This is a genomic window from Morganella morganii H1r (assembly GCF_000633515.1).
Classification (GTDB): domain Bacteria; phylum Pseudomonadota; class Gammaproteobacteria; order Enterobacterales; family Enterobacteriaceae; genus Morganella; species Morganella morganii_B.
In genome coordinates, this window is sequence record NZ_AYMP01000006.1 from 145,423 (window position 1) to 159,136 (window position 13,714).

Below are 13,714 nucleotides of genomic sequence, written 5' to 3' on the forward strand. Positions count from 1 at the left end.
GATGTTATGGAAAACTATGCCGATCAGCCCCGTCCGCTTACCGTAACACTGGATAACAGTGCACCGTATGTGGCGACCCGTCTGAATGCAAAGGAGTCGTTATCAGACGGCACATGGCTGGAAGTACACTTTCTCAGCCCGTCACCGCCGGGTCAGGCGCTGCCGGGCAAAATGGTGGTGGTGACCTGTCATGGGCGGACCTTTGCCGGGCTGGCACAACAGATTGAATGTGACGGTTTTCATCCGGATAAACAGCTCTATTTTTACCGCATTACGGCGGTGGATCCGCTGACGTTTCTCCGTCACGGGCGGCAGCGCCGCTTATTTCAGAATCAGAACAGCAGGGGGCAGATCAGCACACTCCTCAGTCTGCATCAGCTGACGGCGTTTATCCGTTTTTCCCTCAGCGGCGAAGGTGAAACCCGTCCCTGTGTGTGTCAGATGGATGAAAGCGACAGCGCCATGATCCGCCGGATAATGGCGGGACAGGGCTGGTTCTGCCTGCGTAATCCGGACAATGCCGCACAGTGGACAATCACTGACGGATTACAGCATGCCCCGTCTGCCGGAGAGATCTCCGCCCGCCTTATCACCCCGTTCCGTGCCTGCCGCCGGGTCAGCAGCGGGGCATTTTCCGCAGAAAGCTGGTCACAGGAACAGCATCACAGCCGTACTGAGCAGCAGACGCTCTCCTGCAGCGGCACCACACAACAGACGCACTATTATGACGGACAGCCTGCCACAGCGCGGTTTGCCTGTGAGGCTGAAGCGGCTGCCGCGCAATACTATGAGGCAGGGTCGGCGGTGATGGCACTGTGTGCCGGTATGCGTTTCCGGCTGAATGATCATCCGGCGGCGGAATATAACAGCGAATATTATATCAGTGAGATTACACACGCCATTGACTGCAGTGAAAGCAGCGGCAGCCCCGGATACAGCAACACGTTCCGTTGTCATCAGTCCCGCACCCCCTTTCGTCTGCCGCCGGTTGCTGCTCCCCGTTATGACGGCATTCAGGCGGCGACAGTCGTTGCCCGTGACGGAGACGAAACCTGTTATGACGCACAGGGGCGGGTGAAAGTCCGTTTTCACTGGGAAGAGGATAATCAGGACAGCGGGTTATCTCAGGCCTGGCTGCCGGTGCTTTCACACAGCGCGGGTGCCGGGGCGGGAATTCAGTTTCTGCCGCGTGCCGGGGATGCGGTGGTGGTGCAGTTTCTCAATGGTGACCCGGATAAACCGGTGGTGACCGGCGCACTCTGGCATCAGAATCACGCCCGGCCTTTCGCCGATCCGCTGACAGGCGGTATATACAGCCGTTCCTCCCCGGCAGGTGCAAAGGGGGATGGCAATCAGCTGCGTTTCGAGGATAAACGGGATGAGGAGTGTCTGGCGCTGGCGGCACAGAAGGATTTAACCATCAGCGCCAATAATGACTGGATAACCCTGATTAAAGGCAATATCCGCTGTGAAACAGAAAAAGACCTGACCATCAGCAGCAAAGAAAACACGCAGCATCTGAGTGATAAACAGTGGCAGCTGAAAGCAGCGGAAGGGATCGCCCAGAACAGCGGGAGAAACCTGACATTACAGGCGGACGGCGCACTCTCCGCAGACGCGAAAACGATCACCTTATCCGCATCACAGACACTGACACTGACGGCGGGCGGCAGCAAAATCGAGCTGTCTGCTTCCGGCATCACATTACAGGCGCCGCAAATTACCCTGAAAGGGAACGGCAAAATCGGCCTGGAAAGTGCGGTGCTGGAGATGACAGCACAGGCAAAAGCCCGGCTGAGCGGTGCGCTGGTGGAAATCAGCGGCTCGGCAATGACAGAAGTCAAAGCCGGGGCGATGGTGCAAATCAGCGGTGCGCTGACAAAAATTAACTGAGGAACGGCGATGCTGAACAAAATGCCTTACAGCAGCGCAATGCTGGTGATGAAAAATTATACCCCTTCCGGGGAAGCCGCAGCGCTGGCGGCACAATATCCGGCACCGGCGGATTTTCTGATCGCCGCGCAGCAGCAGGCGCATTACGGGGATGCCGTGCTTTTTCTGGCGCACGGTCTGCCGCTGAAAGAGGCGCTCTGGTGGGGATATCACTGTGCGCAGCAACTGACAGAATGGAGTGACCAGGAGCGGCGTGTGCTGGAAATCGTCAGGGACTGGATAACCCGATCCGGTGAATCAGAGCGCCGTGCCTGTGGTGATGCGGCAAAGCAGCAGGGATTATCCTCGGCAGCGGGCTGGCTGGCACAGGCGGTGTTCTGGAGTACCGGCAGCATGCTGGATGCCGGACAGCCCCCGTTACCGGCACCGCCGTTTTTATATGCGCAGGCACTGAGCGGTGCAATAAACCTGATGGCAGTGATGCCGGACGGTGCGCACATTGCAGAACATTACCGGACATTCCTGGCACACGGGCTGGCCGTGGCCCGGGGGGATAAACAATGAAACCGGCAGCCAGAAGCGGCGATATGCATCTGTGCCCGGCCCAGACACCACCTGTACCGGTGCCGCATGCCGGCGGCCCGGTACTGCCCGCCCCGGCGACAGTGCTGATTGGCGGCTTACCGGCAGCCACGCTGGGACAGATGTGTCTGTGTATTGGTGTGCCGGATAGCATCATCACCGGCAGTATGACGGTGTTTATCAACAACAAACCCGCCGCCCGGCTGGGCGACAGTACGGCGCACGGCGGCACCATTGTCACCGGTCTGCCGTCAGTACTGATCGGCGGATAATCTGATTTCAACAATAAAAAGGGAATTTTATGGCAATATCAGGAGCAGAGGTCAAAACCGGTCTCGGATACGTGAATACTATCGCCGGAAGCGGTGCACTGAATGGCGGACTGGCCATTCTGGATGAAAAGATCATGGCCGCAGAACGCACCAAAATTGCGCAGTCGGTAAAGAAAATGTATGCGACCTATATTTCTCAGGCACTGAGCACCAGAACACATACTGCGGTGATGGTCGGTACGGACTGCACACAGCGCACACACCTCGACAGAGAGGTTATCGGCGGCAAAAATCTGCTGTCGGAAACAGCGGATTATTATGAAAAAGGCCGCGGTAATCTCTCTTACCAGTTTATGCGTAAAGCAGCAGATATCGGGCGCGCGCAGCTGAAACGGAATCTGGCCTCAGGGCTGACCGCACCGCTGGCTTTTATTCCGGACGGCGGGATCAGCAAAATGGTCGCATCCTGTGCCCTGACAGTGATGGCACAGGGGAAAGCGGTACGCCGTATGCGCAAGATCAGGCATTATATTCAGGATAAGAACGACGTCGCTGCAGAAATCGGTGAGACTGAAGCGCAGCGCAAATCCGCCAAATGGAGTTGCAAAACCCTCAGTAAGCTCGGCGGTGATTTACAGCGCAATCTGTATAAGCTGAAACAGTCCGTGGTGGTATTACAGAGCCGGGGGCAGAGCACACAACAGCGGATCGATCAGGTAAATGCGCACAGCCACAACCATCTCGGCAGCCATGATTTATCCATGATCCGGGGAGAACTGACGGATCTGGCAATGAGTTTTCATGAAAGCCTGCATTATGTCGAAAAGGTCACCAATATGTGCACGCTGCTGGATGCGGCGAGCTGTGAAATTAAAGCACATATGGCAAATATGCTGGAATTACTGGAAGCAACAGAATCCACCCTGATGTCACAGGGAGATAATTTCTTCCGCTGAATCTGATAACCGGCACCGTTGTGTAAAACTCAGTGCGGTGCCGGTCTTTTCCGTTATGCAGCAGCCCTCAGCGGGCCACTGACGCCAGACGCAGACCGAGTGCGATAAAGGTGGTGCCGACGAGGCGGTCAATCCAGCAATGCGCTTTCTGGCTGCCGGAAATCCGTGCCGCCAGTGTGCCCGCAATCAGTGCCAGCGCGGTATCGGTACAGAACCCGAGCAGGGCATAAGTTGCGCCGAGCAGCAGGAAAGATTCCGCATAATAACTGCCGCCTGCAGCAATAAACTGCGGGAAAAAAGCGATAAAAAACAGCAGTACTTTCGGATTGGTCAGTGTGGTGATAAACCCCCGGATCAGAATCGGTTTTGCTGCTGTCTTCTGAATCACGATTTCGTCATTATCATCAGCCGTTTGTCCGCGCTTTCTGAATGTGCCGAGGATCATTTTGGCACCGAGAAATGCGAGATAGAGTGCGCCGAGATATTTAATCACGGTAAACAGTGTCGGTGACGCGGCAATAATCGCCCCCAGCCCGACCGCCCCTGCAATGGCATGCACGCTGCTGCCGAGCATCACCCCCAGTGCGGACAAAATACCGGCTTTGCGGCCGTTGGCCAGGCTTTGTCCCAGTACATAGGCAATATCCGGCCCCGGTGTTACTGCAAAGATAAAAACAGACAGTAAAAACAGTGGGTAATGGATAATATCCAGCATGTGACAGCCCTCCGCAGTCAGGGAAAACGTTATATTATGGCGGATATAATGCCATTAAGTATGATCTGCTGGCAAATGACATTTTTACCGGTTATTTATACGCGCATATTGATTTACTGAATCATATAAACTTGTTTAATATTTATAATGAATTACTCGTGTCATTATTTGGCCGGCTGAAAAAAACAGAGGCAAAAAGAACACACCTCAAAAGAGTGTTTCCGGATGGCAGATAGTGTAACAAAACGTAAAAGCACGGCTTTACATCCGGGAAAGTGTATTATACTCAGCTGCACCAATATTACCGTATCATCGATTAATTAACTGAATTAAAAGATGATATTTTACTTTTGGCCTTATTTTTGTTGTGGATATCGCCGGATATCTGCGAACTTATTTTTAATTGTAAATGATAATTATCTGATACTTATCACTGTGTGCGTGGTTTCTGCGGATAACTAATAACAACAGCCTGACACCGGTAATCAGCGACAATAACCGCAGTGATTAATCGAGATTTCTTATCAACCGATGACCGGAGCCGTCCGGTTGCCGGACGATATATGTGACGCCGGAAATACAGATTACGGCGTTCACTATCCGCAGGAGAATGCAGTTGAAACACCTATTTTTCAGACAACGGCGCCGCCGTTTGCTCACCGCGTTATGTGTCTTCCTTGTTATCCTCGCAGGCTACGGGGTATACAACGCTATCCGGATGAAAGCAAAAGGCGTTGAGGAACACTACACACACCGCGGGGAGATTAAACAATATTCTCTGCGTGACGGCAGCCTGCTGAAGCTGGATACGGAGTCACGTGCTGTGGTGGCCTATGATAACGGCAGCCGGGCGGTAAAATTACTGTCCGGACGGGCGCGTTTTGCCGTCAGTGATAACCGGGAGGAGTTGCGCCCGTTCCGGGTCACCGCTAATGGTGTGCGGGTGGAATCCGGTAATGGTAACTTTGTGGTCGATATTGAGGATAACAAAGTCTCGGTCTGTCCGCTGGATCAAACGGTGACCACCTTTTTTAACGGCAAAACCGAAACGGTGGGACCGGGACAGCGTCTGGAAATTCTGCCGGAAGGCCGGGCGAAAGTATTTCAGCGCACATATACCGATATCGACTGGTTATCGGGCTCACTGATGCTGGATAATATTCCGCTGTCAGAAGCGATTGAGATGATCAACAGCTACCGCGCGGTACCGGTGGTTCTGCTGAATAATGATAAAAAAGATATTATTGTGGATCGTGTGCTGCATCTCAGCCGTCTGGATGAAGAGGTTGAGGAGATGATGCGCTCCCTCGGGCTGACCCGCGAATCACTGCCGGGCTCAGAGGCTTACCGCTGAGTTGCCTGTCCGGCGATAAAATCTGACTGTCCGGCAACAGCGGCGGTGGCTGATCACCGGTATAATGATACGGAATATTACCCTGATTAACCACTGTACAGCAGACAGAGAGACCAATGACATCAGCAGAAATTGAATGGGCGGATTTTGAAAAAGTGGAACTGCGGGTCGGTGTGGTACTGACTGCAGAGCTTAATCCGAAAGCCCGCAAACCCGCTTATATCTTTACGGTGGATTTTGGTGAGTTTGGCGTGAAAACATCCAGCGCGCAGGTTACCGCATTATATAAACCGGAAGAATTAATCGGGCGTCAGGTATTATGTGTGTGTAATTTTGCCCCGAAACGGGTGGCCGGTGTGAAATCAGAAGTGCTGATCACCGGTGCCGCCAACGCGGACGGGGATATCGTTCTCGCGGAGTTTTCCCTGCCGGTACCTGCCGGTCACCGCCTGATGTAACACCCTGCGCCTGTCGTTTTCCGTACTCACAGGGGCATGCCATGAAACGACCTGTTATCTCATTACGCAGCTATCAGCAGGAGACCCTGGAACACCGTCATGATGACAGGTGGCAGCTGGTGCTGGGCGGCAGTGGTGCAATGGAACTGACTGTCGGCAGTGACAGCGGTTCAGTGGAGCAGGGGCGGATGGCGGCGATCCCGCCGGGGTATCATCACCGTTTCTGCGGCACCGGGCATAACTGCCAGCTGGTACTGGAACTGCCTGCTGACAGCTTTTTCCTCACATCCCCTGATTCCCTGTGGTCAGTGCTGCCGGATGCCACCCGTGCTTATGCGGACTGGCTTATCCGTTATCCGCAGATGATTGACCAGCACCCTGAAAGCACACACATGCTGCTGGCTGAGCAGCTTGCGGTGCAGTTACAGCCGGACAGGCGCTGGCTGTATACACTGAAACAACAGCTGACCGCACGTCCTGATTACCCGTGGACGGTCAGTGAGATGGCATCGTGCTGTGCATTATCGGCCAGTACCCTCCAGCGCCGCCTGCTGGCGGCCACCGGTAAAACCCCGGTGGTTTTTCTGACAGAAATACGTCTGCGCCGGGCGCATCACCTTATCTGCCATACTCCGCTGACACTGCCGGACATAGCCCTGCGCTGCGGTTACAGTACCCAATCCTCCCTGACCAGTGCTTTCCGGCGTTTTTACGGTGAGACACCCGGCAATCTGCGCATAAAAAAAGGGTGAGCTGTCGCTCACCCTTTTTGCTTTGATATATTACTGCTGTCAGGCAGATTTGCTGTCTGCGCTTTGCAGCATTTTGCGCACCGGGACGATCAGCACACACAGAACGGCGGCACAGATAAGCAGGGCAACAGAAACGTGTGAGAAGAAGCCCGGCAGGTTCATCAGCTGATCCGGACGGACATTACCGCCCATGATACCGGCTGCGAGGTTACCCAGCGCACTGGCACAGAACCACAGACCCATCACCTGACCGCGCATTTTCATCGGCGCCAGCAGTGTCATGGTTGCCAGACCAATCGGGCTTAAGCACAGCTCACCCAGGGTCAGCAGCAGGATACTGAAGGTCAGCCACATTGGGGAGACACCGGCGCTGCTTTCAATCACGCGCTCGGACGCCATCATCATCACCGCAAAACCACCTGCTGCGAACAGGACACCGAACATAAATTTGGTGATACTGCTCAGGTTCATATTACGGCGCGCCAGGGCAGGCCATAACCAGCTGAACACCGGAGCCAGCAGAATGATAAACAGGGCGTTGATGGACTGGAACCAGACGGTCGGGATTTCAAAACCGAACAGGTTACGGTCAGTGTAATCCTTCGCAAACAGGTTGAAGGACGTTGGTTTCTGTTCAAACGCAGACCAGAACAGGGCAGCGGTGACTAACAGAATAAAACAGACAAACAAGCGGATGCGTTCACTGCTTTGCAGACCGGCAAACACAAACAGGTAGATGAAGTAGAGAATAACCATCCCGGAGATGAGGTAAACCATGTTGGTGGCAACCAGCATCGGGTTGAACGGGATAATATCGCCGGCGATCAGGGCAGTGACAACTGCGATAACCGCTGCCGCCAGACTTACCCACATGCCGACATTTTTGCGCGCGACCGTCGGGCGATCCCAGCTGGAGTCCAGACCGACTTCACCGTCATACTGACGCATCAGCGGTACCGCGTAAAAGCGGAACACCAGCAGGGCCACTAACATCCCCAGACCACCGATACCGAAGCCCCAGTGCCAGCCGAAGTTAGGAACTAACCAGCCGGTCGCCAGCGGCGCGATAAAGGAGCCCATGTTAATCCCCATGTAGAACAGGGAAAAACCGCCGTCACGGCGTGTATCGTCCTCTTTGTACAGTGTACCGACCATCACCGTCACACAGGTTTTAAATAACCCGGTACCGATAACGATAAACAGCAGACCGACAAAGAACAGCTTTGGTGACCAGATTGCCGACAGGGCAATCGAGAGGTGACCCAGTGCAATGAGAATGGAGCCGTACCAGACCGCGAGACGCTGTCCGAGCCAGTTATCCGCCAGCCAGCCGCCCGGCAGGGAAGTCAGGTAAATCGCACCGGCAAAAATACCGACGATAGCGGATGCCTGTTCACGCGGAATATCCATCCCGCCTTCATAGACGGTGGCTGCCATAAACAGGATCAGTAACGGACGGATACCGTAGAAGGAGAAACGCTCCCACATCTCGGTAAAGAACAGCGAGCTCAGCGGGTAAGGGTGCCCGAAGAAAGTACGTTTTTTGTTTGTTGTTGATTGCATCTGTAATTTCCCAAAGGTTTATTCCGGAGAATAAGCCTGAAAATGGTAAGGATAAACAGTTCCTGTTAACAAAATGATACTTTTGCGTATCAATAAACATCCTGTCTTATTAAAGTATTATTAACACACTTATCGTGAATCGTATTCACTTAAAGCACGTTTTCTATTTTATAAACCATTTTTTAGATGAAATGTCGACAAAAATCTCATTTCACAAGACTTATTTATACAAAATGTGAGGGTGTCTATTGACAGAAGATGTGGATTATGAAGCTTACATATATTTGCAAAATTATTTTAAATCAACCAGTTAAAGTTTACTGATAACGTAAAGATGAAATTTCAGTAACAAATGGCTGACAGTGAAAAGTAACCGGATGAAAACCGGCGATATCTACCCGATATCGGCGGATTTAATTTTCGGGGTACTCTGCGATTTTATGCACCACCACGAATAAAACAGATTAAACAGTACAACCGCAGCGGTGAAATAAAAGACAGAAGCGAAGCCGAAATGAGCAGCCACCCAGGCACCCATTAACGGTCCCGCAACATTACCGGTATCACGCAGCGCCTGGTTATAGCTGAAAATCCGCCCGGCAATTTCATGGGAGATATGATAAATAATCAGGGTCTGTACCGCAGGCAGCAGAGCGGCATTGACAGCGCCGAGCAGAAAACGCAGGGCACCGAGCTGCCAGTAATGGGTGACCCAGGCCATCGGCAGGATGACAAACACAGAGACCGCCAGCATGGTAACCAGCACTTTATCCGGCCCTATCCGGTCACTCAGCTTTCCGAGCCGCGGAGCGCTGATCAGGGCGGCAAGCCCGGGTACAGAGGCAATTAACCCGCTGATAAACGCCAGGTTTCCGGTATGACCGCCGAGTTCGCGGATATAGAGGGTGATAACCGGGCTGACTGAGCCCGCCGCAATCTGAATACACATGGTGGTGAAGAACAGACAGATCACCAGACGCGGATTTTTTATCGCCGCAAAGACCTGCTTTGTGTTGAGGGCATCTTTGCGTGATACCGGTGTGAAGTTTTCTCGGACAAAAAACAGCGTCACGAAAAAGCAGATAAACAGTACGGTGGCAGTAATATAGAAGACAGGACGCAATCCGGTCTGATCCGCCAGAAAACCACCGATAAGCGGGCCGATAAGTGCGCCGCTGACGGCGCCGGTGGAAAGTGTGCCCAGCGCCCAGCCGGTGCGTTTGACCGGTACCTGGGTGGCAATCAGGGCATTGGCATTCGGCACGAAACCGCCCAGCAGCCCGAGCAGGGCGCGCAGAAACAGCAATTGCCAGACATTCTGTGCAAAGCCCATCAGCAGCATGACAATCGCCATACCGAGCGCGGAGCGCAGCAGCATCAGCTTACGGCCTTTGCGGTCAGAGAGTTTGCCCCAGAAAGGCGCGGCAATGGCAGAAAACAGGAAGGTAATACTGAATGCCGCCCCCGTCCACAGATTGAGTTCCTCATGGTCTGTCACCCCGAGCTCTTCCACATAGAGCGGCAGAAAGGGCATGATCAGGCTGAAGGCGGCACCGGTCAGAAAACAGCCGAACCACACAACATAAAGATTTCGTTTCCAGTTACGGTTGGGGGCTTTGTTCTGCATCAGGGTAGTAATTTAATTCCTTTTTTAATGGACTTTATCCCGGTCATGATAGAGGGACGGTTCGCCTTCCGGCCGTGTTTTGAAGCGCCGGTGCAGCCACATATATTGTTCCGGGGCGCGTAAAATTTCTTTTTCCACAACATGGTTCATAAAGGTTGCGGCAGCCACATCATCATCTTCCGGAAAACCCTCCGCAGGGGGTTGGATCAGCAGTTCATAGCCTTTTCCGTCCGGCAGGCGTCGCGGTGTGAACGGGATCAGTGCTGCACGACCGGCTTTGACCAGAATAGACGTACCGGTGGTGGTGGCGGCTTTCTCCACGGCAAACAGCGGGGCGAACACACTTTTGCGCGGGCCGTAATCGTGATCCGGTGCATACCACAAAATCTGTCCGTCACGCAGGGCGCGGATCATCCCTTTGACATCCTTGCGGTCGAGCATGGATTTGTTGGATCGCAAACGACCGGTGGTCTGCATCCAGTCCATCACCGGGTTATCGTTCGGACGGTAAACCCCGATGCCGGGATTGAGCATACCGAAAATCCGTGCGCCCAGTTCCAGGGTCAGGAAATGGATACCTATCACGATAATACCTTGTCCGGATGCCTGTACTTTCTGAATATGTTCGCGGCCTTCGACCTTAAACCAGCGTTTTACCCGCCAGTCCGGCCAGAACCAGGCCATACCGGTTTCAAACAGCCCCATGCCGACGGATTCAAAATTCGCCACCACCATCGCTTTGCGCTTTTCTTCCGGCATATCCGGAAAACATAACTGCAGATTGCGGTCAGCAATCTCCGCGCGGCGTTTGAGAAAACGCATGGACAGACGACCCAGACGGGTACCCAGCCGGTAAATCACCGGATACGGCAGCAACACCAGTACATACAGCACACCCAGGCCAAACCAGGTCAGCCAGTAGCGGGGATGCAGAAACGAGCGTTGAAATTCAGGAGCTGTAATCATAGTCAGACATCGTTATTGTTTAAAGCATCAGCAGATGCGGGTTCATGTAAATGATATAACATTAAATTATACGTGGTATCAGTCGCAGGTGTTAGTGTTCTGCACTGCTGTTTTCAGCGTCCGTAATGCTGTTGAGCTGTGTGACCAGCTCCGCGAGGCTGCCCGCCGCCATTTTTTCCATCACTTTGGCGCGGTGCACTTCGACCGTTCTTACCGCGACATGGGCGATATCCGCGATTTCCCGGTTCATCAGCCCTTGTGCCACAAAACCGGCGATCTGGCGCTCTTTTGGTGTCAGGGTCTGAAAACGGTCACGGATTTGGGCACAGGCCACAGCTTTACCGGTCACAGCGGCGGCGCGGATCAGTGCTGCCTGTAGCGGCTGTGTGGCCACCGGTTTCTGCAGAAAATCCACTGCGCCGAGTTTCATCTGTTCAACCGCCATCGGCAGGTCGCCGTGGCCGGTCAGGAATATCACCGCCAGTGTGCTGTGCTGCTCCAGAAGGCGCTGATGCACACGGCAGCCGTCAAGGTGCGGCATGCGCATATCCAGTAATACAATACCGCAGGTATGCAGCTTTGCCTGTGCAATAAATGTCCGGCTGTCATTCCAGACACACACTTCATAACCGAGGCTCTCCAGCAAAAACTGACACGCCTGTGTTACAGCAACATCATCATCAACCAGGTGGATCACGGGCATGGGGGTTCCTTTGTCGGTTCACTGAAGATAAGAGTAACACATAAGCCGGGCTGTTCGTCCGGACCGGTGCAATTTTCCATGTGAATATCACCGCCCTGGCTGCGCATCAGGCGCTGACAGATCACCAGCCCGAGCCCGAGCCCTTCGGCCCGGGTGGAACGGAACGGGGCAAAAGGTTGCGCCAGCTGTGCTTCATCCATCCCGCCGCCGTTATCCTGCACCACCAGAATCTGCCCGCCCGGCGTATAATGGTGTGTCACCCGGATGCAGTCCGCCCCGGCCTGCAAACTGTTACTGAACAAATTGGAAAGCACCTGATCCGGCAGTGCCGGGGGTAAGTGTAATACGGCATCATGAGCAACGGTGTTATATAAAACCGCAGAAGGATATCGTTCTGTAACCCGCAGCAGTTTCCAGACCAGATCCGGCACCGCCGCGATATTTTGCGGTACAGGCGCGCCGTCCGGGGAGGCCGGGTTGTTTCCCGCCCATAAGCGCAGATTACGGATAATACTGGCACCGCGTTCGGCCTGGCTGTCAATCTGCGACATGACCGGCAGCAGCGGATGGGCGGGATCTTCCCGCTCCAGCCGGATTTGCGAGCCCTGGGCATAATGACGGATAGCGGACAGCGGCTGATTCAGCTCATGCGCAAAACCGGAGGCCATCTCCCCGAGCACACTGAGCTGCTGAGCTTTTTCCAGATCCTGCTGCTGGCGCTGTAACTGAGAATGGGCGGCTTCCAGCTGACGGGTACGGCGGCGCACCCGGAAAGCAATCCACACATGGTTGATACCGAGCAGCATAAAAACCAGGGCAACCGAACCTAACAGCCAGCTGTTTTTCCGGCTCCAGCTGATAATCTCCTGCCAGAACTGACGCTGCTGCGGGTGCTGATTGACGTCCCTCAGCAGATTTTCCACCTGGCGGGTGGAGGACGGTGCCCCCCAGCGCATCGCTTTTTCACCGTGGCTGTTCAGCAGCACCCGGGTGACTTCATCCGCCAGTTCGTCCGGCACATCACTGCCCGCCGCAAATGACCAGTTCGGGTATAATTCGCTGCTGGTCCAGCAGGGAATGGGACTGTCGTGCCGGATCAGCGGGCGGAAATCATCCTGGTGAATAAGCCCCTCTTTATCCATGGATTCGATCAGACATGCCGGAACAATCGCACCGGAAATCGCCTTGTCCCGCAGCAGATAAAGCAGGGCATCAGCCGGAAACCCCGAGAACTGAAGATGGTAATCACGCGGCGGATCGATACCTGCATCACGCAATGCTTTATAGCCTAATAAATAGCCGCCGAAGGCATCCGGCGCGACAGCCCCGACTTTTTTACCGGTCAGATCCGCCGGCGTCTGATAAGGGCTCTCTTTACGCACCAGCAGCACACTGCCGATCACATTACGGGTGGCGTTATCCGGCTCATAAGCCGAACGCAGGGAAACCAGCCAGCGCAGGGGAAAGTTGCTGTCCAGCTGGATAAACTGTGCCGGGTTGGTGAGGACAAACTGAATCTCGTTATTGTGCAGCGCTTCCCGCATCTGATCCAGCGTCAGCGGCAACAGGGTGAAGTGTTCGCCGGGCAGGGCGCGGTTGAGCTGCTCTGTCAGCGGCTCCCAGTAATGACGTGTCGGCGCATCCCCCCGTAGTGCCAGCACTCCGATAGTCCACTGTGCGGCAAATGAAAAAGAGGTGAGAAATAACAGTGCGGTCAGCAAACCTGTGCGTGCGGCTATCTGCATGTGTCCCCGGGTCAGTGCGTCCTGTGTCAGTTTTCTGGGAAAAATCTGTTGTTTTAGATCAACGTATTCCCCGTTATGTGGTTAACCACAATAGGGGAAGTCTCCGGCAATTTTTACAATCCCCATAA

13 protein-coding genes are annotated in these 13,714 nt (G+C 54.0%); 7 read left to right on the forward strand and 6 right to left on the reverse strand.

Annotated features, from left to right (window positions below; genetic code table 11):
- Window positions 1-6 precede the first annotated feature (6 nt).
- From U868_RS0103890 to U868_RS0103905, 4 genes are read left to right on the forward strand one after another with little or no spacing between them, the layout of a single operon-like run.
- Window positions 7-1,893 (forward strand): type VI secretion system Vgr family protein, encoded by a 1,887-nt coding sequence (locus tag U868_RS0103890; protein WP_025152146.1) that lies wholly within the window; start codon window positions 7-9, stop codon window positions 1,891-1,893.
- 9 nt (window positions 1,894-1,902) lie between these two features.
- Complete coding sequence (locus tag U868_RS0103895; RefSeq protein ID WP_025152147.1) at window positions 1,903-2,457, forward strand: DUF6931 family protein; 555 nt, start codon at window positions 1,903-1,905, stop codon at window positions 2,455-2,457.
- Window positions 2,454-2,747 carry a PAAR domain-containing protein gene (locus U868_RS0103900; RefSeq protein ID WP_025152148.1) on the forward strand — a complete coding sequence of 98 codons (294 nt, stop codon included), beginning with the start codon at window positions 2,454-2,456 and terminating at the stop codon, window positions 2,745-2,747. The genes U868_RS0103895 and U868_RS0103900 overlap by 4 nt, the downstream gene beginning before the upstream one ends.
- Before the next feature lie 29 nt (window positions 2,748-2,776).
- Window positions 2,777-3,703: a hypothetical protein gene (locus tag U868_RS0103905; RefSeq protein ID WP_025152149.1), complete on the forward strand. Its 927-nt coding sequence runs from the start codon at window positions 2,777-2,779 to the stop codon at window positions 3,701-3,703.
- A 67-nt stretch (window positions 3,704-3,770) separates the two neighbouring features.
- Here U868_RS0103905 and U868_RS0103910 read toward each other — a convergent pair whose 3' ends face one another.
- The gene (locus U868_RS0103910) at window positions 3,771-4,418 is read right to left on the reverse strand and encodes a LysE family translocator (RefSeq protein ID WP_025152150.1); all 648 of its coding nucleotides are present in this window, start codon (window positions 4,416-4,418) and stop codon (window positions 3,771-3,773) included.
- Between the two features lie 616 nt (window positions 4,419-5,034).
- Between U868_RS0103910 and U868_RS0103920 the strand changes: the two genes are divergently transcribed.
- The 3 genes from U868_RS0103920 to U868_RS0103930 all read left to right on the forward strand — a co-directional run bounded on the left by U868_RS0103920 (window position 5,035) and on the right by U868_RS0103930 (window position 6,982).
- Window positions 5,035-5,772 carry a FecR domain-containing protein gene (locus tag U868_RS0103920; RefSeq protein ID WP_240182654.1) on the forward strand — a complete coding sequence of 246 codons (738 nt, stop codon included), beginning with the start codon at window positions 5,035-5,037 and terminating at the stop codon, window positions 5,770-5,772.
- Between the two features lie 116 nt (window positions 5,773-5,888).
- Complete coding sequence (locus U868_RS0103925; RefSeq protein WP_025152152.1) at window positions 5,889-6,230, forward strand: tRNA-binding protein; 342 nt, start codon at window positions 5,889-5,891, stop codon at window positions 6,228-6,230.
- Window positions 6,231-6,271: 41 nt separating this feature from the next.
- Window positions 6,272-6,982 carry a helix-turn-helix transcriptional regulator gene (locus U868_RS0103930; RefSeq protein ID WP_025152153.1) on the forward strand — a complete coding sequence of 237 codons (711 nt, stop codon included), beginning with the start codon at window positions 6,272-6,274 and terminating at the stop codon, window positions 6,980-6,982.
- Between the two features lie 39 nt (window positions 6,983-7,021).
- Here U868_RS0103930 and U868_RS0103935 read toward each other — a convergent pair whose 3' ends face one another.
- From U868_RS0103935 to ttrS, 5 genes are all read right to left on the reverse strand, one after another.
- Window positions 7,022-8,545, reverse strand: a complete 1,524-nt coding sequence (locus tag U868_RS0103935; RefSeq protein ID WP_025152154.1) for a peptide MFS transporter — start codon at window positions 8,543-8,545, stop codon at window positions 7,022-7,024.
- Between the two features lie 394 nt (window positions 8,546-8,939).
- Window positions 8,940-10,172, reverse strand: a complete 1,233-nt coding sequence (gene mdtG, locus U868_RS0103940; protein ID WP_025152155.1) for a multidrug efflux MFS transporter MdtG — start codon at window positions 10,170-10,172, stop codon at window positions 8,940-8,942.
- A 24-nt stretch (window positions 10,173-10,196) separates the two neighbouring features.
- Window positions 10,197-11,138, reverse strand: coding sequence for a Kdo(2)-lipid IV(A) acyltransferase (locus U868_RS0103945; RefSeq protein ID WP_025152156.1), 942 nt, complete (start codon window positions 11,136-11,138; stop codon window positions 10,197-10,199).
- A 91-nt stretch (window positions 11,139-11,229) separates the two neighbouring features.
- Window positions 11,230-11,841: a tetrathionate respiration response regulator TtrR gene (ttrR, locus tag U868_RS0103950; RefSeq protein ID WP_025152157.1), complete on the reverse strand. Its 612-nt coding sequence runs from the start codon at window positions 11,839-11,841 to the stop codon at window positions 11,230-11,232.
- Window positions 11,832-13,586 (reverse strand): tetrathionate respiration histidine kinase TtrS, encoded by a 1,755-nt coding sequence (gene ttrS / locus U868_RS0103955; RefSeq protein ID WP_025152158.1) that lies wholly within the window; start codon window positions 13,584-13,586, stop codon window positions 11,832-11,834. The genes ttrR and ttrS overlap by 10 nt, the downstream gene beginning before the upstream one ends.
- Between the last annotated feature and the right edge of the window lie 128 nt (window positions 13,587-13,714).